General features: G+C 70.8%; 19 protein-coding genes. 5 read left to right on the top strand and 14 right to left on the bottom strand.

Translation table 11 applies throughout. The annotated features are described in order from the left end of the window. Positions 1-134 precede the first annotated feature (134 nt). On the bottom strand, positions 135-1,613 hold the full coding sequence (locus AB0D93_RS16235; RefSeq protein WP_362119561.1) for a hypothetical protein: 1,479 nt from the start codon (positions 1,611-1,613) through the stop codon (positions 135-137). A gap of 456 nt (positions 1,614-2,069) precedes the next feature. On the opposite strand from AB0D93_RS16235, the gene AB0D93_RS16230 reads away from it, so the two are divergent. After that, positions 2,070-2,732 (top strand): bifunctional DNA primase/polymerase, encoded by a 663-nt coding sequence (locus AB0D93_RS16230; RefSeq protein WP_362119558.1) that lies wholly within the window; start codon positions 2,070-2,072, stop codon positions 2,730-2,732. Between the two features lie 74 nt (positions 2,733-2,806). Here the strand turns inward: AB0D93_RS16230 and ftsY are convergent, their stop codons facing one another. Then, positions 2,807-4,006: a signal recognition particle-docking protein FtsY gene (gene ftsY / locus AB0D93_RS16225; RefSeq protein WP_362119555.1), complete on the bottom strand. Its 1,200-nt coding sequence runs from the start codon at positions 4,004-4,006 to the stop codon at positions 2,807-2,809. 169 nt (positions 4,007-4,175) lie between these two features. Between ftsY and AB0D93_RS16220 the strand changes: the two genes are divergently transcribed. Together AB0D93_RS16220 and AB0D93_RS16215 are read left to right on the top strand one after the other, a co-directional pair. Beyond that, positions 4,176-5,621: a cytosine permease gene (locus tag AB0D93_RS16220; RefSeq protein WP_362119552.1), complete on the top strand. Its 1,446-nt coding sequence runs from the start codon at positions 4,176-4,178 to the stop codon at positions 5,619-5,621. A 184-nt stretch (positions 5,622-5,805) separates the two neighbouring features. Continuing rightward, positions 5,806-6,777, top strand: a complete 972-nt coding sequence (locus AB0D93_RS16215; RefSeq protein ID WP_362119549.1) for an LLM class flavin-dependent oxidoreductase — start codon at positions 5,806-5,808, stop codon at positions 6,775-6,777. 180 nt (positions 6,778-6,957) lie between these two features. Here the strand turns inward: AB0D93_RS16215 and AB0D93_RS16210 are convergent, their stop codons facing one another. From AB0D93_RS16210 to AB0D93_RS16195, 4 genes are all read right to left on the bottom strand, one after another. Next, positions 6,958-8,376, bottom strand: a complete 1,419-nt coding sequence (locus AB0D93_RS16210; RefSeq protein ID WP_362119546.1) for a sugar porter family MFS transporter — start codon at positions 8,374-8,376, stop codon at positions 6,958-6,960. A 209-nt stretch (positions 8,377-8,585) separates the two neighbouring features. Then, the gene (locus AB0D93_RS16205; protein WP_362119543.1) at positions 8,586-12,365 is read right to left on the bottom strand and encodes an AAA family ATPase; all 3,780 of its coding nucleotides are present in this window, start codon (positions 12,363-12,365) and stop codon (positions 8,586-8,588) included. Positions 12,366-12,612: 247 nt separating this feature from the next. Further along, positions 12,613-12,816: a hypothetical protein gene (locus AB0D93_RS16200; protein WP_014675251.1), complete on the bottom strand. Its 204-nt coding sequence runs from the start codon at positions 12,814-12,816 to the stop codon at positions 12,613-12,615. A gap of 383 nt (positions 12,817-13,199) precedes the next feature. Further along, positions 13,200-13,481, bottom strand: coding sequence for an acylphosphatase (locus AB0D93_RS16195; RefSeq protein WP_362119538.1), 282 nt, complete (start codon positions 13,479-13,481; stop codon positions 13,200-13,202). Positions 13,482-13,661: 180 nt separating this feature from the next. On the opposite strand from AB0D93_RS16195, the gene AB0D93_RS16190 reads away from it, so the two are divergent. Further along, positions 13,662-15,005, top strand: coding sequence for a CAP domain-containing protein (locus AB0D93_RS16190; RefSeq protein WP_362119535.1), 1,344 nt, complete (start codon positions 13,662-13,664; stop codon positions 15,003-15,005). A 149-nt stretch (positions 15,006-15,154) separates the two neighbouring features. Here AB0D93_RS16190 and AB0D93_RS16185 read toward each other — a convergent pair whose 3' ends face one another. Further along, the gene (locus tag AB0D93_RS16185; protein WP_362119532.1) at positions 15,155-15,739 is read right to left on the bottom strand and encodes a flavodoxin family protein; all 585 of its coding nucleotides are present in this window, start codon (positions 15,737-15,739) and stop codon (positions 15,155-15,157) included. 125 nt (positions 15,740-15,864) lie between these two features. Between AB0D93_RS16185 and AB0D93_RS16180 the strand changes: the two genes are divergently transcribed. After that, positions 15,865-16,272: a helix-turn-helix domain-containing protein gene (locus tag AB0D93_RS16180; RefSeq protein WP_362119529.1), complete on the top strand. Its 408-nt coding sequence runs from the start codon at positions 15,865-15,867 to the stop codon at positions 16,270-16,272. On the opposite strand, the gene mutM is transcribed toward AB0D93_RS16180, so the two are convergent. From mutM to rsmD, 7 genes are all read right to left on the bottom strand, one after another. After that, positions 16,245-17,105, bottom strand: coding sequence for a bifunctional DNA-formamidopyrimidine glycosylase/DNA-(apurinic or apyrimidinic site) lyase (mutM, locus tag AB0D93_RS16175; RefSeq protein ID WP_362119526.1), 861 nt, complete (start codon positions 17,103-17,105; stop codon positions 16,245-16,247). The two genes, AB0D93_RS16180 and mutM, sit on opposite strands and share 28 nt — an antisense overlap. A gap of 84 nt (positions 17,106-17,189) precedes the next feature. Beyond that, positions 17,190-18,050: a ribonuclease III gene (rnc, locus tag AB0D93_RS16170; protein ID WP_362119523.1), complete on the bottom strand. Its 861-nt coding sequence runs from the start codon at positions 18,048-18,050 to the stop codon at positions 17,190-17,192. An 8-nt stretch (positions 18,051-18,058) separates the two neighbouring features. After that, complete coding sequence (gene rpmF / locus AB0D93_RS16165; RefSeq protein ID WP_003951102.1) at positions 18,059-18,232, bottom strand: 50S ribosomal protein L32; 174 nt, start codon at positions 18,230-18,232, stop codon at positions 18,059-18,061. A 2-nt stretch (positions 18,233-18,234) separates the two neighbouring features. Beyond that, positions 18,235-18,879, bottom strand: coding sequence for a YceD family protein (locus AB0D93_RS16160; protein ID WP_362119519.1), 645 nt, complete (start codon positions 18,877-18,879; stop codon positions 18,235-18,237). A gap of 161 nt (positions 18,880-19,040) precedes the next feature. Then, the gene (locus tag AB0D93_RS16155; RefSeq protein WP_362119516.1) at positions 19,041-20,114 is read right to left on the bottom strand and encodes an ATP synthase F0 subunit B; all 1,074 of its coding nucleotides are present in this window, start codon (positions 20,112-20,114) and stop codon (positions 19,041-19,043) included. Between the two features lie 57 nt (positions 20,115-20,171). Next, positions 20,172-20,651 carry a pantetheine-phosphate adenylyltransferase gene (gene coaD / locus AB0D93_RS16150; RefSeq protein ID WP_362119513.1) on the bottom strand — a complete coding sequence of 160 codons (480 nt, stop codon included), beginning with the start codon at positions 20,649-20,651 and terminating at the stop codon, positions 20,172-20,174. Positions 20,652-20,677: 26 nt separating this feature from the next. Next, the gene (gene rsmD, locus AB0D93_RS16145) at positions 20,678-21,265 is read right to left on the bottom strand and encodes a 16S rRNA (guanine(966)-N(2))-methyltransferase RsmD (protein WP_362119510.1); all 588 of its coding nucleotides are present in this window, start codon (positions 21,263-21,265) and stop codon (positions 20,678-20,680) included. Positions 21,266-21,270 lie beyond the last annotated feature (5 nt).

Genomic DNA, 21,270 nt, shown 5'->3' with positions numbered 1-21,270 from the left:
TCCGGGCGGCACGCGAGACACGTACGGAGACACAGGCCGGCCGCGGCGGGCCTCTCCGGATGACCTGGCGTGGGGGAGCCGAGTCGGGCAGTTCGGGAGGACCGGCCGCGGCCGGGGCGTGGGAGCCGGGTGGGTCAGACCGCTTCGGCGGTCTCCGGCAGGTCGACGGCGAGCTGGTCCGTCAGGTCGACCACGGCGGCGAGATCGCCGTAGTCCCGTACGGCCGAGTCGACCGTCTTTCGGATACGAGTGTTCACACGCTCGGAGCGGACCTTCTTGGCGATGTCCATGGCTTGTGAGGCGTACTCCGCGCTCCGTTCGGGCTCGCGCTGGAGCAGGTGCACGGTGGCCTTGCCGATCAGGTTGAGCGCGTACGACCGCTGGTGCTCGGAATCCTTGGCGAACAGCTCCACCGCCCGCTGCATGAGCGGATCGGCGAGGGAGGCGTAGGCCGGGCTGCGTCCGGCGACATAGGCGAGGTCGCGGAAAGAGTGGGAGTTCTCGCCGTACAGCTCGGCCTCGGAGAAGAAGCGAATCCAGTCGGGGTCCGGCTCGTCCCACTCGTCGGCCTCGGCGAAGGTGTCCTCGGCCATGCGGACCGCACGCTTGGTCTTGCCGGGCTGGCCCATGTTGGCGTAGGCGCGGGCCTCCATCGCATACAGCATGGACTGGGTGCGCGGGCTCGCGCAGTCCCGGCTGCCGTACTGCGCGAGGTGGATGAGCTCCAGGGCGTCGTCGGGCCGGCCGAGGTGGATCATCTGGCGGCTCATGCTGGAGAGGATGTACGAACCCAGCGGTTTGTCGCCGGCCTCCTTGGCCGCGTGCAGGGCGAGGACGAAGTACTTCTGCGCGGTGGGCTGGAGCCCGACGTCGTAACTCATCCAGCCGGCCAGTTCGGCGAGTTCCGCGGCGACCTTGAAGAGCTTGCGGGCGGTGGCCTCGGGCTGGGGTTCCTGGAGCAGGTCGGTGACCTCGTGCAGCTGGCCGACGACCGCCTTGCGGCGCAGGCCGCCGCCGCACTGGGCGTCCCACTGGCGGAACATCCGCGTGGTGGACTCCAGCAGGTCCAGCTCGGGCTTGGACAGCCGGCCGGGCCTGCGGGAGTCGAGGACGGGCTCGGGCCCGGCGGGGCCCGCGGCGGTGGGGCTCGGGACCAGCCAGCGCTGCATGGGCTCGATCAGGGTGGGGCCGGCGGACAACGCCAGGGAGGTGCCGAGGAAGCCGCGCCGGGCGAGCATCAGGTCGCTGCGCGAGAACTCGCTGAGCAGGGCGACCGTCTGCGGGGCCGTCCAGGGCAGGTCGACACCGGAGGCGGAGGGCGACTGGCGGGCCGCGCGCAGACCTAGGTCCTCGATGGAGACCACACAGCCGAAGCGCTCGGAGAACAGCTCCGAGAGGATGCGCGGGATCGGCTCGCGCGGGTTCTCCCCGTCCAGCCAGCGGCGCACGCGCGAGGTGTCGGTGGAGATGTGGTTGGCCCCCAGCTGGCGTGCCCGGCGGTTCACCTGGCGAGCGAGCTCGCCCTTGGACCAGCCGCTGCGCACGAACCATGAGCCGAGCAGCTCGTTGGGGCGCTTGTCAGCGTTCGTCCCGCTACTGCCGTTGCCGCTCACTGGAACGCCCCCATCCCTGAGACCACTTGTCGTCGAGTGCGCCAAGCCCTATCAGAATGCCGGTAAATACGGCTTCCCGTCCGCCGGTTCTCACCCTTCGAACGGGTTGACGACTCGCCTCCGGCAACCCATGGATGCATATGCCTCCCGGACTCGCACACTCACAGTAATCCTACGATCACCCGCTCAGCCACGTGGATCCCTGAAACGCCACCATTCGCCACCCCTTCGAATGAACTCACGGACGCCTGCGCGCGATTCACTTGACATAGGACGGTCGGGAGTGGGCGGAGTGATGCACTCGGGGGCGCGAATGCCCCGATGCGCCACCCGGTGCGCTTCAGGGCGCCGCCTTGGCCTCGCCCCGGCGCGGGAAGGCGGAGCCGTAGCGTTACGTTCCGCTTCCGTCTCGTTCCGTGTCGTAACCACCGGCGCGCCGGACCCGTTGGAGGGGGCATGGGCTTCACGATCGGCGGCATTCGCGAGATGCGCTCCGGCACGCGCCGGCGCGGCCGTTCGTCGGACTGCACCGCCGTCGCCGAGTTCACCGGGCTGTGGGGCTGGGACGTGGTGCCGGGGGCGCGGGCCGCGGCGGGCGCCTGCTCCTGCGGACGCGCCGACTGTACGGCACCGGGCGCGCACCCCCTGGACTTCGCACCCCGCGTACCGGCCGGGGCCACGCTGGGCGAGGTGACCAAGGCCTGGTCCGAGTTCCCCGGCGCCGCGGTGATGCTGTCCGTGGGCCGGGCGTTCGACGTCGTCGAGGTCGCCGAGGCCGCCGGCCGCCGCGCCCTGGCCCGCCTGGAGCGGATGGGACTCCCCCTCGGTCCGGTGACCGCGACCCCGGACGGCCGCGCCCACTTCTTCGTCGCGCCCGGCGCCGCCGCCGAGCTCCCCGGCCTGCTCTACCGCATGGGCTGGGACGACCCCTGCGCCCTCGACCTGCGCGGCCTCGGCCCCGGTACGCACATCACCGCACCGCCCTCCGACCGGGGCGGTCTGGGCCCGGTGCGCTGGCTGCGGCCGCCCGCGCTGGACTCGGCGACGCGGCCTCCGGCGGCCCGGCTGCTGCTGGGGACGCTGGCGTACGTGGCGCACCGCTCGCGGGCACGGGCGTAACCGCGCCGGACAGGGCGAAGCGCCCGCCCCCTCGGGGCGGGCGCTTTCTGCCAGCTGCTGATTCCGGTAACCGCTCAGTCACCGATGAGCGCGTCCACGAACGCCTCCGGCTCGAACGGCGCGAGATCGTCCGCGCCCTCGCCGAGGCCGACCAGCTTGACCGGCACGCCCAGCTCGCGCTGGACCGCGACGACGATGCCGCCCTTGGCCGTGCCGTCCAGCTTGGTCAGCACGATGCCGGTGATGTCCACGACCTCCGCGAACACACGGGCCTGCACCAGGCCGTTCTGGCCGGTGGTGGCGTCCAGGACGAGCAGCACCTCGTCGAGCGGCGCGTGCTTCTCCACGACCCGCTTGACCTTGCCCAGCTCGTCCATCAGCCCGGTCTTGGTGTGCAGGCGGCCGGCGGTGTCGATGAGGACGACGTCGACCCCCATCTCCTTGCCTTCCTTGACCGCGTCGAAGGCGACGGAGGCGGGGTCGCCGGCCTCGGGGCCGCGCACGGTGTAGGCGCCGACCCGCTCACCCCAGGTCTGCAGCTGGTCGGCGGCGGCGGCGCGGAAGGTGTCGGCGGCGCCCAGGACGACGGTGCGGCCGTCGGCCACGAGCACGCGCGCGAGCTTGCCGGTGGTGGTGGTCTTGCCGGTGCCGTTGACACCGACGACCATCACGATGCCGGGCTTGCGGTCGGCGGGCTCGGTCTTGACCGTGCGGTCGAAGTCCGTGCCGACGACCTTGAGCAGCTCCTCGCGCAGCAGGCCACGCAGCTCCTCGGGGGTGCGGGTGCCGAGGACCTTGACGCGCTCACGCAGGCTCTCGACCAGCTCCTGGGTGGGCTGCACGCCGACGTCGGCGGTGAGCAGCGTGTCCTCGATCTCCTCCCAGGTCTCGTCGTCGAGGTGCTCGCGCGAGAGCAGCGTGAGCAGGCCTTTGCCGAGGGCGTTCTGGGAGCGGGACAGGCGGGTGCGCAGGCGGACCAGCCGCCCGGCGGTGGGCTCCGGGATCTCGATCTCGGGAGCCTCGACAACGGGGGGTTCCTCGACGACGACCGCTGGGCCGCCGGGAAGATCCACCTCCTCGATCGTCCGGCGCGGTTCGTCGCGCGGCGTCTCGGCCTCGTCGCCGACGTGCGGCTCGGCCGGGGGCGCGGTGATGTCGGGCGTCTTCGGGGGCGGCGGGGGCAGCGACTTCCGGCGCCGGCTGCCCACGATCAGCCCGCCGAGCGCGCCGAGCACGACCACGGCGATGACTACAGCAAGGATGACGGTTTCCATAACGCGTCCAGTATCAGCCATGGGTCACGGCGGGAGCCCGTTTGTGGCTTCCTCCGAGAGACAAACGCCACTTAAAGCAAGGAGTCGGAGCAAAGTACGATGGTGGCGGCTCCGTTGACGCGCGTAGAGTCCGATCGTCCCCCGTCCCCCCACGTCTGGCCCCTTTTTCATGAGCAAAACCGTCGAGACCGAAGGCGCTCTCGAGACCCGCGGCATCGAACAGGTCCCGGATCACGAGCGCACCGCGAAGACCCGTGAGCTGTTCCCCACCTGGGTCGGCGCCAACATCAGCGTGCTGCTGCTGACGATGGGCGCGAGCCTCGTCGTGGCGTACCACCTGAACATCTGGCAGGCGCTCGTCGTCGCGGTGGCGGCGCCGGTCGTGTCGTACGGCCTGGTCGGTCTGATCGGTATCGCCGGCAAGCGGGGCGGCGCGCCCGGCATGGCGCTGTCGCGGGCCGTCTTCGGCCAGCGGGGCAACCTGCTGCCCGGCTCGCTGATCTGGGTCGCGCGCTGGGGCTGGGAGACGATCAACGCCGTCACCGGCGCGTACGCGATGCTCACCATCCTGGACATCCTGTTCGGCCTCAAGGCCAACAGCGTGCTGGACATGGTGACGCTGCTGGTGTTCGTCGTCGCGACCTTCGCGATCTCCGGGCTCGGCATCAACGCCGTGCAGAAGTGCAACAAGTACGCCACCTATTTCTTCGGCGTCTTCTCGGTGCTGGTCCTGGTCTACCTGGTGGCGAACACGAACTGGTCGAAGGTGCTGCACCACGGCGGCGGCTCCACGGCCGCGGTGATCACCGGCGTCGGCATGATCGCGGCGGGCGGTGTCAGCTGGATCCCGACGGCGCCGGACTTCACCCGCTACCTGCCGCGCACGGCGTCCTCGAAGGCGATCGTCGGCACGGCGGTCGGCGGCGCCGGCATCGTCGTCCTGCCCATGGTCCTGATGGGCGCGGTGATGGCGGTGTCCACGCCGGACCTGGCCTCGGCCACCGACCCGGTGTCCTTCCTCGGCGAGATCCTGCCGACGTGGATCGCGGTGCCGTACCTGTTCATCGCGCTGATCGGCATGCTGCTGATCAACTCGATGTCGATGTACTCGGCGGGCTTCACCGCCCAGACCCTCGGCTTCAAGGTGCCGCGGCACTGGGCGGTCTCCGTGAACGCCGTGATCTCGCTGGTCTTCGGCGGGGTGCTGATGCTGGTGGCGACGAGCTTCATGGGCTCGTTCATCGCCTTCCTGTCGCTGCTCGCGGTCGCCTTCTCCGCGTGGGTCGGCGTCTTCGGCGCGGACATGCTGCGCCGTACCGAGTACGACGGCGAGGCCATGACGGACACGACCCGCACCAGCGCCTACTGGTACAAGGGCGGCTTCTCCCCCGCGGCCGTGGCCGCCTGGGCGACCGGTCTGGTCTCGGGCCTGATGTTCACGACCTCGGACTGGTTCACCGGCCCGCTCGCGAAGAACAACGTCATCGGCGAGTACGGCCTCGGCTGGGTCGCCACGATCGTGATCTCGGGCCTGCTGTACCTGGCCCTGCCCAAGCCGGCGGTGCCGAAGCCGGCGGCCGAGCCGGCCGAGGAGCGCGTGACCGTCGGCGCCTGACGCGCGTCAGCCGGCCGGGCCGCTCCCGTGCCGGGCGGCGCTCGCGCGGAACCGGAGGCGGGAGCAGCGGTCCTTCGTCTCCCGGTCGGCACTCTCCTCCACCATGGAAATCTGACGCCATGTCAGCTACCGTCCCCCTCCATCGCACCGCGCCGCACCGCATCGCACCGGAGGGGGACTTCCCATGCCCGTCACGGTCGTCCGTTTCAACCTCGTCGCTCCCGGCGCCACGCCCGCCGCCCTCTCCGCCCGCTACCGGGCCGCCCTGGAGATGGCCGCGTACGCGGACGAGCACGGGATCAGCACGGTGCAGACCGAGGAGCACCACGGCGCCGAGAACAACTGGCTGCCCTCGCCGTTCGCCTTCGCGGGCGCGGTGTTCGGGGCGACCCGGCGGATCGCGGTGACCGTGTCGGCGGTGATCGGTCCGCTGCACGACCCGCTGCGGCTGGCCGAGGAGATCGCCGTACTGGACCTGCTCAGCGGCGGGCGGCTGGTGACGGTGGCCGGGATCGGCTACCGGCCCGAGGAGTACGCTCTGCTCGGCGTCGACTGGAAGGCCCGCGGCCGGCTCCAGGACGAGCTGCTGGAGACACTGCTGAAGGCGTGGTCCGGCGACGAGTTCACGTACCGGGGCCGTACGGTACGGCTCACCCCGCGCCCCTTCACCGATCCGCACCCCCTCCTGCTGGTCGGCGGCTCGTCCAGGGCCGCCGCCCGCCGCGCCGCCCGGCTCGGTCTGCCGTTCTTCCCGAGCGCGCACCTGCCGGAGCTGGAGTCCCACTACAAGGAGAAGCTCGCCGAGTACGGCACCGAGGGCTGGGTCATGATGCCCGCGGCCGAGACGCCCCTGCTGCACATCGCCGAGGACCCGGACCGGGCGTGGGCGCGGTACGGCGAGCACTTCCTGCACGAGGCCCGGACGTACGCCTCCTGGCAGTCGGGGCAGATCCGCTCGGCGGTGCGCTCGGCGGCCACGACGGTGGAGGAGCTGCGTGCCGAGGGCGTGTACCGCGTCCTCACGCCGGAGGAGTGCGTGGCGCTGGGCGCCGACAGTCTCGTACTGCATCCGCTGGCGGGCGGGATGCCGGTGGAGGAGGCGTGGCGGAGCCTGCGGTTGTTCGCGGAGAGGGTGGTGCCGGGGCTGGGCGGATGACGCGCTTCGGGGCCAGGACGACGCCACGAGGCTCCACTCGGCGACCCGCTTCGCCCCCCGCCGGAAAAGCCGCCGCCCCCGGACCGGGCAGTGGCCGGTGCAGGGGCGGCGGGTGGTGCGAGGAGAGGGGCAGCGGGGTCTTGGGCCCCTTCTCCTCGGTCTCGGGGGCTTCCGTCAGGGTCAGCCCATCTCCTCCAGCGACTTGCCCTTCGTCTCCTTGACGAACTTCAGGACGAACGGGATGGAGAGCGCCGCGAAGACGGTGTAGATGATGTACGTGCCGGAGAGGTTCCAGTCGGCCAGCGACGGGAAGCTCGCGGTGATGGCCCAGTTGGCGATCCACTGCGCGGAGGCGGCCACGCCCAGGGCGGCGGCGCGGATCTTGTTCGGGAACATCTCGCCGAGGAAGACCCAGACCACCACGCCCCAGGACAGGGCGAAGAAGAGGACGAACACGTGGGCGGCGATCAGGGCGACCCAGCCCTGGGTGCTCGGGAGCTTGCCGTCGACCAGGTGGTAGCTGAACGCCCAGGCCTCCAGCGCGAGACCGACGGCCATGCCGACCGAGCCGATGACGGCGAGCGGCTTGCGGCCGACGCGGTCCACGAAGATCATCGCGATCACGGTGCCGACGATGTTGATGATCGACGTCGTGAAGGAGTAGAAGAACGAGTCCGACGGGTCGACACCGACCGACTGCCACAGCGTCGAGGAGTAGTAGAACGCGACGTTGATGCCGACGAACTGCTGGAAGACCGACAGGCCGATACCGATCCAGACGATCGGCTTGAAGAAGAAGCCGCCACCGAGCAGGTCCTTGAAGGTGGACTTGTGCTCGCTCTTCATCGCGTGCTCGATCTCGGCGACGCGGGCGTCCATGTCGACGTCCTTGCCCTCGACCTCGGCGAGGATCTCCTTGGCCCGCTCACGCTTGCCGACGGAGAGCAGGAAGCGCGGGGACTCGGGGATCGCGAAGGAGAGCATGCCGTACAGCACGGCCGGCACGACCATCACGCCGAGCATGACCTGCCAGGCCTCCAGGCCCATCAGGTGACCGCGCTGGTCGCCGCCGGCGGCGTTCAGCAGGCCCCAGTTGACCAGCTGGGAGACGGCGATGCCGACGACGATCGCGGCCTGCTGGAAGGAGCCGAGCCGGCCGCGGTAGGCGGGCGGGGCGACCTCGGCGATGTAGGCCGGGCCGATGACGGAGGCCATGCCGATGGCGAAGCCGCCGACGATCCGCCAGAAGGCGAGGTCCCACAGGGCGAAGGGCAGCGCGGAGCCGACGGCGCTGATGGTGAAGAGGACGGCGGCGATCTGCATGCAGCGGATGCGGCCGATGCGGTCGGCTATCCGGCCGGCGGTCGCGGCGCCGACGGCACAGCCGATCAGGGCGACGGCGATGACCTGGGCGAGGGCCGCGGAGCCGATGTCGTACTTGCCGCGGATGGCCTCGACGGCGCCGTTGATCACGGAGCTGTCGTAGCCGAAGAGAAAACCGCCCATGGCGGCGGCCGCTGCGATGAAGATGACGTGCCCGAGATGCTCGGGATGAGCCGTCCTGGCTCCTGTCTGAGGTGCCTGCGCTGTGCTGGTCACGTGTATCTCCTCGGGCCACGGCAACGCTGCCGCGGTGGGGGGCGAGCCCTTACAGGTGAGACCTGAAGGTAAAAGCAACGTTGCAGAGACTATGCCTTCAAGTTTCGAAGTCAATAGGTCGAGGGCTGTGAGCTTTGAGATGTGCCTACGCTCACTGTGTTCAAGAAGTGAACATCGAAGAAGTTGATCTCGTGGTGGATCTTCGCGAGCTAGCGCAGCCGCTGAGAGATGACCTTGGACACGCCGTCACCCTGCATGGACACGCCGTAGAGCGCGTCGGCGACCTCCATCGTGCGCTTCTGGTGCGTGATCACGATCAGCTGGGACGCCTCCTGCAGCTCCTGCATGATCCGGATCAGCCGCTGGAGGTTGGTGTCGTCCAGGGCCGCCTCCACCTCGTCCATGACGTAGAAGGGGCTCGGCCGGGCCTTGAAGATCGACACCAGCAGAGCGACGGCCGTCAGCGAGCGCTCGCCACCGGAGAGCAGGGACAGCCGCTTGACCTTCTTGCCCGGCGGGCGCGCCTCGACGTCCACGCCCGTGGTGAGCATGTTGTCGGGGTCGGTGAGCACCAGTCGCCCCTCACCGCCGGGGAAGAGCCGGCTGAAGACGCCCTCGAACTCGCGGGCGGTGTCCCAGTAGGCCTCGGTGAAGACCTGCTCGACGCGCTCGTCGACCTCCTTCACCACCTGGAGCAGGTCGGCGCGGGTCTTCTTCAGGTCCTCCAGCTGCTCGCTGAGGAACTTGTGCCGCTCCTCCAGCGCCGCGAACTCCTCCAGCGCCAGCGGGTTGACCTTGCCCAGCTGCTGGTACGCCCGCTCCGCGGCCTTGAGCCGGCGCTCCTGCTCGGCCCGGTGGAAGGTCCTGGGCTGGTTGCGCGGGTGCTCGGGGTCCTCGGGCAGTACCTCGCCCTCGGCGGGGGGCGAGGGCGGCACGGGCTGGTGCGGCCCGTACTCCGCCACGAGCCCTGCCGGTTCGACACCCAGCTCCTCCAGCGCCTTGGACTCCAGCTGCTCGATCCGCAGCCGTTTCTCGGCGCCGAGTACCTCGCCGCGGTGCACCGAATCCGTCAACTTGTCGAGTTCCGACTTGAGTTCGCGCCCGGTGGTGCGCGCGGCGGTCAGTTCCTGCTCGCGCTGCGCCTTGGCGGCCTCGGCGGCGGCCCGTTCCTGCTCGGCGCGGGCGAGGGAGACCTCGATGTGCGCGAGCAGCTGCCGGGCGCCGGAGGCGACCGCCTCGGCGACGGCCGCCTCGTGACGCAGCCGGGCGCGGTGCTGCTCGGCACGCACGCGTGCCTCGCGTTCGGCGCGGGCGGCCCGGTCGAGGGAGTCGGCCCGCCCGGCGAGCCCCTTGACCCGCTCCTCGTGGGTACGGACCTGCAGCCGGGCCTCCATCTCGGTCTGCCGGGCGTTGGCCCCGTCGGCGGCGAGCCGGTCCCGGACCGAGGTGTCCGGCTCCTCCTCCACCGGCATCTCCTCGGCGACCACCAGCCGCTCGGCCAGTTCCTCGGCCTCATGCACGGCCTTCTCCAGCGCCTCCTGCGCGCGTGCGGCGGCGGCCGCGGAGCGCTCCGCCTCTCCGGCGGCCCCCCGCGCCTGTCCGGCCAGCCGGCCGAGCTGCTGCGCCACGGACGACTTCTCCCGGTCGGCGGCGCGGCGGCGCTCCGCGAGCTCCTCGACGAGCGCGGCGGCCTCCTTGCGCCGCTCGGCCGCCGCGCGCTGCGCCTCGGTCAGCTCCTCGCAGCGGACCGCCAGCTCGGCCAGCTCGGCGGCGGCCTCGTCCACCGAGGCCTGCACCTCCAGCAGGCTCGGCGCCCCGGCGGAGCCGCCGTGCGCGAAGTGGGCGCCCAGGAGGTCGCCTTCGGCGGTCACGGCGGTGAGGTGCGGGTGCGTGTAGATCAGGTCCTCGGCGTCCTCCAGGGTGCCGACGACCACGATTCCGTGCAGGAGGCGGTGGACGGCGGGCATGAGGTCTTGGGGGCCGCGGACCAGGGTGGCGGCGGGGAGGGGGGCCGCGGAGCGCGGCGCGGGGAGGGCGGCGGCGGACGGTTCGGCGTCTGCGGGTTCGTCGTATGCGGGCTGGTCGTGGCTGTTCGCGCCGTAACCCGCGCCCCCTCGGGGCGGTGCTCCGCCGTCGTCGGCACCTGCGCGTTCGTCGTGGCTGATCGCGCCGTTCCCCGCGCTCCTTGCGGGTGCCGGGGCGCCGTCGTCGGCTGCGGAATCCTCGTGGCCTGGCGCGCCGTTCCCCGCGCCGCCTCCGGGTGCTTCAGCCGGTGTCGCCAGGATCAGGGCCGCTCGGCCTCCGTCCTGTTTGCGCAGGAGACGGATCGCCTCCGCCGCCGATGCGGGGGTCGCCACGGCGATCGCGTCCGCCGCCGCTCCGAAGGCCGCGGCGAGGGGTACCTCGTAGCCGGGGGTGACCGTCAGCAGTTCCGCCGCCGGACCGAGAACCCCGGTGAGCCGGTCCCGGGCGCCGAGCAGTATCCCGGTGCCGTCCTTGCGGCGCAGGCCCAGGGCCAGGGCCTCGTGGCGGGCCTGGGTCGCGGCGCGGGTGCGCTCGGCCGTGGTGAGGGCCTCGCGGGCCGCGCTCAGGGCCGCTTCGTTCCCGGCGAGCCGGCGCTTGGCGGCCTCGTGCTGCTCGGCGAGGTCCGCGTCGTCGGCGTCCAGGCCGTCGACCTCGGCCTTGAGCGTCTCGTACTCCTCCTGGGCCCGTACGGCGCGCTCCTGGGCCTCGTCGCGGGCCGTGGCCAGGCGGTCGATCTCGGCCTGGGCGGAGGCGGCTCGCGAGCGGGCCGCGTTGACCTGCCCGTTCAGCCGGGCCAGGCCCTCGCGGCGGTCGGCGATGGCGCGGGCCACGTCCTTCAGCCGGCGTTCCTCGACGGCCAGCTCCCGCTCCAGTTCGGCGCGGTGGGCGACGGTGTCGTCCAGGGCGTGCTGGGCCGCCTCCAGAGCCGCCTCCAGCTCGGCCTCCTGCTCGCGGATGCGGGCGGCCTCACGCTCCAGGTCCTCGGGGTCACGGCCGCGCCGCTCCTCCGGGGACGCGGAGGTGGCGCTCTTCACCCGGGCGTCGGCCAGCGAGATCGTGCCCCGGACGCGTTCGGCCAGCTGGGACAGCTCGTACCAGGTCTGCTGGGCGCGCTGGAGTCGGGGCGTGAGGCGGCGCACCTCGTCCTCCAGCAGGGCCTCGCGCTGGAGCGCCTTCTTCAGCTCCTGTTCGGCGGCTTCCTTGCGCTCCTTCAGGGCCGCCTCGTCGGCGATCTCGGTCTTCAGCGCCTCGCGCAGCCGTACGAGGTCGTCGGCGAGCAGCCGCAGGCGGGCGTCCCGCAGGTCCGCCTGGATGACGGCGGCCCTTCTCGCCACCGCCGCCTGGCGGCCGAGCGGCTTGAGCTGGCGGCGGAGTTCGTCGGTCAGGTCCTGCACACGCGCGAGATTGGCCTGCATCGCGTCCAGCTTGCGCAGGGCCTTCTCCTTGCGCTTGCGGTGCTTGAGGACGCCCGCGGCCTCTTCGATGAAGGCCCGGCGGCCCATGGGGTCGGCGTGCAGGACGGAGTCGAGCTGGCCCTGGCCGACGATGACGTGCATCTCGCGGCCGATGCCGGAGTCGGAGAGGAGGTCCTGGATGTCGAGGAGGCGGCAGGTGTCCCCGTTGATCTGGTACTCGCTGCCGCCGTTGCGGAACATGATCCGCGTGATGGTGACCTCGGCGTACTCGATGGGCAGCGCGCCGTCGGAGTTGTCGATGGTCAGGGACACCTCGGCGCGGCCCAGCGGGGGACGCCCCGTGGTGCCGGCGAAGATGACGTCCTCCATCTTGCCGCCGCGCAACGACTTGGCGCCCTGTTCGCCCATGACCCAGCTGAGCGCGTCCACGACATTGGACTTGCCCGAGCCGTTCGGTCCGACGACACACGTGATACCCGGTTCGAACCGGAGCGTGGTCGCCGAGGCGAACGACTTGAACCCGCGGAGGGTCAGGGCCTTGAGGTGCACGCCGCTGGACTCTACCCGGCGCCGCTATCTCACTCCATGAACCCTCGCAACCGCGCGGTTTCGCCAGTGAACATGCAGGGCACACCGTACGTTAAAGAGGGTGAAAGGATGCGCGGGGGAAAGAACGAAGGGACGCCGAAGCGTCCCTTGCAACTCTGACGGCTGGATTGCAGCCGTCCCATCAACTGAGCGGTTGATTACGGGCAGCCCGATCGCTGCGACTGCTTGTTGTGGAGCGATGCAGTGATCAGGTGAGCGCAGGCTCCGCCTGGTGTGCGTCGATGCTCTCCATGATCCTGTCCTGAGAGGCGGCAGCCGTCAGCGCTTCGTTCTCCGCCTGGATCCGTACGAGCTCGGACTCCAGGTCCTGGACGCGCTGCTGCAGCCGTCGCATCTCGGCGAGGAGTCGAGGGTCGGAGCCGCCGACGTAACCGAGAAGCGCCTTTGCCATGATGGATGGTCCTCCACACTGAGTGACCGACCGATGCGGTGTGGGTCGTGAGGGATTTTGCACCCGCGGTGCTTGGCACATCCGGGTGTTGCTCTGCTGTTGCTCCATGCCAAACAGCTAAGGTGCGCGGGGCTTTCAGCGTCTCACCAAAAAGTTTGACGGTCAACACGATCACGCCCTGTATTGGCGGGCAACCCAGGGCGCGCGGCCGGGAAAGCGGCGGCGCGGCGACTCATCCGGGGCCCTCAGGGCGTGACGATCAGCTGTACCAGCGGAGCCTGCCATGCCGGCGGGTCCTTGGCAACCACCAGGTCGTTTCTGCTTTTCGCATGTGCCCCCGGCAGCTCTCCGTGCGCCGGCCTGCGCGCCTTTACAGAACGGCCTCAGCGGATGGCGAAGCCGTCGTAGCCGCCGCGGGGTGTGTCCCAGATCTCTGTGACTCCCTCCACGCGCCCGGGCGTGTCGTCCCCCTCGAGCCAGCCGAGCAGCCCCTCGCAGTCCTCGCGCGAGCCCTCCGCGACCACCTGGACGCGACCGTCGGCCAAATTGAGAGCAAAACCACTCAGGCCGCCGATCTCCAGCGCCTTGGCGCGCGTGAACCAGCGAAAACCCACACCTTGGACGCGTCCACGCACCCAGGCGACCAGTCGTACATCCTCGCTCATGGGTGCAACCTAACCGGCCGATGTCGCTCGGGACACATCGCCCGTGAGCGGCATGCGGTACCGTCCCGCCCGATGCATCTCATATGAAACTCACTCGTTCGAGTGAGTTGGGTCGGCCAGGGGGAGTCATTCGCCGCGCAGGCGCCGGTCGACCGCGAGGCAGAGGAAGAGGGCAAGGACATGGGACGCCACCGACGCTCCGCCGCCGGCCGCGCCGCCGAGGGTCACGCCGTCCAGGGCCGTGCCACGGGGGCCACCCACATCGAGCGCTCCTTCACGGTGAGCGACGCCCCGCAGCAGTCGTACACGGGCGAGGCCTGGCAGGACTCGTTCGCGGGTGAGGCCTGGGGAGACTCGTACGCGGGTGAGGCCTGGGGGGACCCTTACGCGGGTGGGTCCTGGGGGGACCCCTACGCGGGTGGGGCCCGGGAGGGCTCGTACGCGGGTGGGTTCCGGCGGGGGGCGTACACCGGTGAGCTCGTCCGCCGCGAGCGGACGCCCCGGGGCATCGCGCCCTATCTGAACCCGGAGGCCCACACCCCGGCGACCGGTCTGCGGCCGCTGGCCCATGCCGAGGCGACCGACAAGGCGCACGCCTATCTGTTCGCGGCCGGGGCCGGGGGCCCGGGCGGCGGCGGAGACGGTGGTTTCACCCCTCTCGGCGCCCCCTCCCCCGGTCGCCGACGCCGGAAGAAGGCCGCGCGACCGGTGCGCGCGAGCCTGATCGGGATGTCCGCCGCCGTCGCCCTCGGCACGGCGGCGGTGGCCTCGGGCGTGGTGCCCGGCCTGGAGAGCTACAAGCTCGGCGGTGATACGCACTCCACCGGCGGTGAGCGGGTGCAGGCGGTGGACGCGCCGAGCAACACGGCCGCCGAGCAGGGCGGCACCTCGGGCAGCGCCGGCAGCCACACGGGCGGCGCCGGCACCAGCCGGGACACCACGCGCCCGCAGTCCCCGAGCCCCACCGCCGCCACGTCGCAGTCCGCGTCGGCGCCGCCGTCGGCCTCCCCCACGCCGACCCCCTCGCAGACGGAGACCGGGAAGCCGACGCCGCCCGCGACGCCGGCCGGCAAGCCCCAGAGCACCGCGTCGCGTACGGCGTCCAAGGCGCCGAAGGCGACGGCCGCGCCCACCACGGTGCCGGCGGCGAGCGCCGCCGCGGCTCAGATGCTGGGGCTCGTCAACCAGGAGCGGGCCAAGGTCGGGTGCACCCCGCTGGCGGCGAACTCCTCGCTGAGCAAGCTGGCCGAGTCGTTCAGCGACGACATGGCGGCCCGGGACTTCTTCGACCACACCGACCCGGACGGCAGGACGCCGTGGGACCGGGCGGCGGCGGCCGGGATCACCGACCTCGGCGGCGAGAACATAGCCCGCGGCCAGGCGGACGCGGCGGCCGTGATGGAGGCCTGGATGAACAGCCCCGGCCACCGCGCCAACATCCTGAACTGCGATTTCAAGACCCTCGGCGTCGGCGTCCACTTCGGCCCGGGCGGTCCCTGGTGGACGCAGGACTTCGGCTACTGAGACAACCGCAGGCCGGAGACCTACACGGCGTGATCAGAAGTGACTTCCGCCTGGTCACACCAGGCAGATCCGGTTGAGGATCGCAGGGCCGCAGGCCAGAGCCGCGGCCCGCCACTTCTTCGGGTACCGAGTCCGCCCCCTGAAGGGCCTCAGGCAGCGGCCCGACCCCGCGTGAACACCTGCGCCGTCTCCGCCACCCGGCGGCCCAGGTGCTCGGCCGTGGCGATGTCGGCCTTGTGGACGCCGTCGGCGTCCTCGTCGAGGTTGGTCTGGGCGGCGGCGCCGGAGAAGAAGCCGAGGCGGTTGAGGTCGTTCTCGGAGGCGGTGCTGGAGTTCCAGCCCGGGTGCAGGCCGAGGTTGACCCAGGTCATGCCGTGCTGGGCGGCGAGCGCCTGGAAGAACTGCAGGGTGTGCAGCTTGTCGCCGCTCTTGGAGGCCGAGTTGGTGAAGCCGGCGGCCAGCTTGTCCTTCCAGTCCTGGCCGAACCACCGCTTGGAGGTCGCCTCGGCGAAGACGTGGAAGGCCCCGGAGGCGGTGCCCATGTAGGTGGGCGAGCCGAAGACGATCACGTCGGAGCGGTCCAGCGTCTCCCACTGCTCGTCGGTGATCTCGTCGACCTTGATCAGGTGCACCTCGGCACCCGCGTCGGCGGCACCCGTGCGCACGGCCTCGGCGAGGACGGTGGTGTGGCCGTAGCCGGAGTGGTAGGCGATGGAAACGACAGGGGTGGTCACAAAGACTCCTCGGTAGGACAGCCCGCAAGGCAAGCGGGCAGCTCAGAAGCAGTGACTTCAGGAAAGCACTAACTTATAGTTAGTGCAACCTGGTGGTTAGCGCTGCGCACGCGTATCCTGGGGTCATGAGTGCCGGTACGAGCGTCACCACCCAGGACCCCGACGACCTCGCCTATGACGTCTTCGCCAAGGCGTGCCCGTCCCGGGGCACGCTGGAGCACGTCACGGGCCGCTGGGGCGGACTGACACTCGGCGCGCTGTACGAGGGCTCACTGCGCTTCAACGAACTGCGCCGCCGCGTCGACGGGGTGAGCGAGAAGATGCTGTCCCAGACCCTGCACGCGCTGGAGCGCGACGGCCTGGTCCACCGCGAGGCGCAGCCGACCAACCCGCCGCGCGTGGACTACGAACTGACTCCCCTGGGCCGCCAGGTCGCCGAGCGGCTGCTGGCGCTCATCCACTGCGTGGAGGGCGCCATGGACGACGTCCTCGCGGCCCGCGCGCGTTACGACGAGACGCGCGGCGCCCTCTGACACTTCGGGCAGAAGTAGCTGGACCGGTTCATCCAGGGGCGGCGGCGCATGGGGGTGCCGCACCGCCTGCAGGGCAGGCCCTCGCGCCCGTACGCGTCCAGGGACCGGTCGAAGTAGCCCGACTCGCCGTTGACGTTGACGTACAGGCTGTCGAAGCTGGTGCCGCCGACCGCGAGGGCCGCGTTCATCACGTCCCGGACGTGACCGAGGAGTTCGGCCGTGACCGGGCGGGTGAGGTTCGCCGTCGGGCGCTCGTAGTGGATGCGGGCGCGCCACAGCGCCTCGTCCGCGTAGATGTTGCCGACGCCGCTGATCAGCGACTGGTCCAGCAGGGCCCGCTTGATGGTGGTCCGCTTGCGGCGCAGCGCCCGGTGGAACGCCTCGTCGTCGAACAGTTCGTCGAGGGGGTCGCGGGCAATGTGCGCGATGACGTCCGGGAGCCCGTCGAGGGTGTTGTCGTGCAACGACAGCCCGCCGAAGGTGCGTTGGTCGACGAACCGGAGCTCGGTGCCGAGGGAGTCGGCGAACCGGACCCGGACGCGCAGGTGCCTCTCGTCCGCCGTCTCGTGCGGCTGCACCAGCAGCTGGCCGCTCATGCCCAGGTGGGCGAGGACGGACTGGTTGGTCTCCTCCAGCGGCAGCCACAGGTACTTGCCGCGGCGGCTCGGGGTGCCGATGTGGTGGCCCTTGAGCCGGTGCGCGAAGTCGTCGGCGCCCGCGAGGTGCCGGCGTACGGCGCGCGGGTGCAGCACCTCGACCTCGGCGACGGTGCGGTGGGCGACCCAGCGCTCCAGACCGCGCCGGACGACCTCGACCTCGGGCAACTCGGGCATGGGGACCCCCGTACGGAGCGGTGGACGTATCGAGCGCCCGCCCCGTCGTCTGCGGCGGGGGCGGGCGCTCGGTACTGCCGTGGATCAGGCGGAAGCGGATGACGGGTCGCCGTCGCCGGCGGCGACCGCCTTGGCGTCCTCGGCGGCCTGCTTGGCCTCCTTGGCCGCCTTGACGCGCTCGTCCGCCGCGGCCTTGATGGCCCGCCAGGCGGACTCGGCGGCCTGCTGCTCCGCCTCCTTCTTGCTGCGGCCGGTGCCGGTGCCGTACGAGACGCCTCCGACGCGGGCGGCAGCAGTGAAGGTCTTCTCGTGGTCGGGGCCGGTCTCCGTGACCAGGTACTCGGGCACGCCGAGTCCTTCGGTCGCGGTCAGCTCCTGGAGACTGGTCTTCCAGTCCAGGCCGGCACCGAGGTTCGAGGACTTCTCGATCAGCGGGTCGAAGAGCCGGTGCACCAGCTCGGACGCCGAGTCGAGGCCCTGGTCGAGATAGACCGCGCCGATCACCGCTTCCAGGGTGTCGGCGAGGATGGATGCCTTGTCCCGGCCGCCCGTGCCCTCTTCACCGCGGCCGAGCCGGATGAAGGAGCCCAGGTCGAGGCCACGGCCGACCTCCGCCAGCGCACGCGAGTTGACCACCGCGGCCCGCAGCTTGGCCAGCTGGCCTTCGGGCAGGTCGGGGTGGGTGCGGTACAGCGTGTCCGTGACGACGAGACCGAGGACGGAGTCACCGAGGAACTCCAGCCGCTCGTTCGTCGGCAGGCCGCCGTTCTCGTACGCGTAGGAACGGTGGGTCAGCGCGCGCACCAGAAGGGCGGACTCGAGCTTGTAGCCGAGCCGCCCTTCCAGAAGCGTGTGGGACGAGGCCTGGTTGTCCGCCTTCTTCTTGGCGGGTGCGTCCGCCTTGGCGTCTTCCGCCTTCTTGGGACTGGACACAGTGCCTCTCACCAGCCCGCTCAGACTTCGAGGACCTGGCGCTTGTTGTAGGTGCCGCAAGACGGGCACGCGATGTGCTGCTGCTTGGGCTCGTGGCAGCGCTCGCACGCAACCAGGGTGGGGACCGCAGCCTTCCACTGCGACCGGCGGTGGCGCGTGTTGCTGCGCGACATCTTCCGCTTCGGAACAGCCACGGCTACTTCTCCTGCTTCTCGTCGACGCCCGCTTCGGCGCCGCTCATCTCGTCCTTCTCGCCGTCTTCGAGTGAACCGGCGAGTCCCTGCAAAGCCGCCCAACGGATGTCGACGGCGTCGTGGTGGTGGTCCGGGTCGTCCGCGAGCCGCACTCCGCACTCGGAGCACAGGCCCGGGCAGTCTTCCTGGCACACCGGCTGCATCGGCAGTGCGAGCACCACCGCATCGCGCAGCAGAGGTTCGAGGTCGAAAAGTCCGTCCTCGAGATAGAACCTGTCCTCGTCGTCCTCGGCGTCGTCGCCCGGTTCCGCGATCACGCGGCCCCGGTCATCGGCGTCAGGGTACGAGAACAGTTCCTGGAAGTCCGCTTCGAGCTCCAGCCCGACCGGCTCCAGACACCTTACGCACTCCCCCTCGGCCTGTGCACGGGCGGTGCCTGTGACGAGCACCCCTTCCATGACCGACTCGAGCCGGAGTTCGAGCTCCACCGGGGCGCCTTCCGGCACTCCGATGACCCCCTGGATGCCGAGATCGGCGGGAGCGTCGATCGTGCGGGTCAGGCGCTGCAGCGCGCCAGGACGCCGGCCCAGCTCGTGCGTGTCGAACACGAGGGGGTTGCGGTGGTCGAGGCGGGCGTTGGAAGCCATTCCTGCTTTCGATCTTCGAACTCGGAGGGCCGCCGCCCGTCGGTGTTCCGGGCAGCGGAGATCGCGGACGTACGCGCGACCGAAGAGCCAGGATACTGGACCTTTCGCTCTCGGCCCAATCCGGTGGTCGGCGGGCGGTCGCGCGGCGCGTCAGGCGCGGCCTACAGCCCCCGCCCCTGCTCGTAGGCCCTCAGCTGCTCCGCGCTGATCATGCCGGTGTCGAAGAGGCTGGTCTCGTCCAGGGCGTAGCCCTGCTGCTGGTGCTGGGGCTGCTGTTGCTGATGGGCCTGCTGGGGGTCGTAGGCGGCCTGCTGCTGGTCGTAGCCCTGGTAGGCATAGGGGTCGGCCTGCTGGTAGCCGTACGGGTCCTGCTGGCCGTAGGCGGGCTGCTGCGGGAAGCCGCCGTAGGGGTCCGGCTGCTGCTGGTCGTACGCGTACGCCGACTGGGGCTCGTACGACGGCTGCTGCTGCGGCTGCTGTTCGGGCTGGGCCGGGCGCTCGGCCGAGGCGTCCTGGTCGGCGAGGGCCGCGAGGTCGGCGAGGTAGTCGGCGTCGCTGGAGTGCTGGAAGGTCGTGGTGTCGTCGGCGAGGGCGCCGAGGTCGTCGGTGGCGATCCGGCCGTGCAGCTTCTGCCGGCCGCGGCCCACGGCCTCCAGGGTCTTGGCGAGGACCGCCTCGAAGGCGCCGAGCTTGACGTCGACGTATTGGTCGGCGTTCTGGCGCAGGGTCTCGGGGTCGTGGCTGCGCTCGGGGGCGTCCTCGTCCTCGTAGCCGTTCTCGTCCAGGCCGGGGCCGGTACCGAGGAGCTTCTCGCGGCCGCGGCCGACCGAGCCGAGGGTCTTGGTGAGGACCACCTCGAAGTTGGCGAGCTTGGAGTCGACGTAGTCGTCGGCGTCGGCGCGGATCTCCTCGGCCTCCTTGCGGGCCTCGGCGAGGATCCGGTCGGCCTCGCTCTGGGAGCGGCGGGCGATCTCGGTGTCGGAGATCAGCGAGCCGCGCTCGGCGTGCGCGTTCTCGATGATCCGCTCGGCCTCGATGCGGGCCTGCTCGACCATCTGCTCACGGCCGCCGATCAGCTCCTGCGCCTGCGCGAGGGAGCCGGGCAGGGCCTGGCGCACCTCTTCCAGCATCGCGAGCAGCTCGGCGCGGTTGATCACGCAGGACGCCGACATGGGCATGGCCCGGGCGCCGGCGACCGCGGAGACGATCTCGTCGAGCTTCTTCTGCACGTCCACCTGTGCTCGCCACTCTCTACAGCCGGGTTGGAGACGGACGGGACGACTGTAGCCCCATCAGTCCTTGCGCAGGCGCTTGTTCAGGGCCTCCAGCACCGGCTCCGGCACCAGGTGGGAGACGTCTCCGCCCCAGGCCGCGACCTCCTTGACCAGGGAGGAGGAGAGGAAGCTGTAGGTGGGGTTGGTGGGCACGAAGAGCGTTTCGACGCCGGTGAGCCCGACGTTCATCTGGGCCATCTGCAGTTCGTAGTCGAAGTCGCTGACGGCGCGCAGGCCCTTGACGATGGCGGGGATGTCGCGCTGCTTGCAGAAGTCGACGAGGAGGCCGTGGAAGGCCTCGACCCGGACGTTGGCGTAGTCGGCGGTGACCTCGCGGATCAGCTCGATCCGCTCCTCGATCTCGAACAGGCCCTTCTTGGACTTGTTGATCATCACCGCGACATAGACCTCGTCGTAGAGACGGGAGGCCCGGGCAATGATGTCGAGGTGTCCGTTGGTGATCGGGTCGAACGACCCGGGACAGACGGCGCGGCGCACTTGTGATCCCTCGCTCTCCGGTCCGGTCATCGTGCGTCTTCGCACGTAGAGGCGGCGCGACCGTACCAAAACGTTCCCTCGCCGTAGCGACGGGACCGGATCGCCTCGAAGCCGTCCGGCCACTGGAATTCGCCACCTCTGGTGCTGCGCTCCACGGTGACGAGGGCTTCTGCGGCGAGCCAGCCTTCCGAGCGGAGTGTGAGCAGAATCTCGCGAAGATCGTGATCTGTGACAACGTACGGCGGGTCGAGGAAGACGAGGTCGTACGGCTCGGCCGGGGGCGCCGTTCTGATCACTTGTTCCGCTTTGCCTGCTCTGACCTCGGCGCCGGGGAGGCCGAGGTTCCGCACGTTGTCGCGCACGGTCCTCGCCGCGCGGGCGTCCGCTTCCACGAGGAGCGTGTGGCCCGCGCCCCGGGAGAGGGCTTCGAGACCCACGGCGCCCGAGCCGGCGTAGAGGTCCAGGACGCGTTCGCCGTCCAGGGGACCGCCGAGGAGGGACTGCCAGGTGGAGAAGAGACCTTCGCGGGCACGGTCGGATGTCGGCCGGGTCCCGGTGCCAGGGGGTACTGCGAGGCGCCGTCCGCCGGCCCGGCCGGCGATCACGCGGGTCATGTGGG

The organism is Streptomyces sp. NPDC048191, from assembly GCF_040652655.1.
In the GTDB taxonomy this organism is placed as follows: domain Bacteria; phylum Actinomycetota; class Actinomycetes; order Streptomycetales; family Streptomycetaceae; genus Streptomyces.
This window is presented reverse-complemented; position numbering and strand designations above follow the sequence as displayed.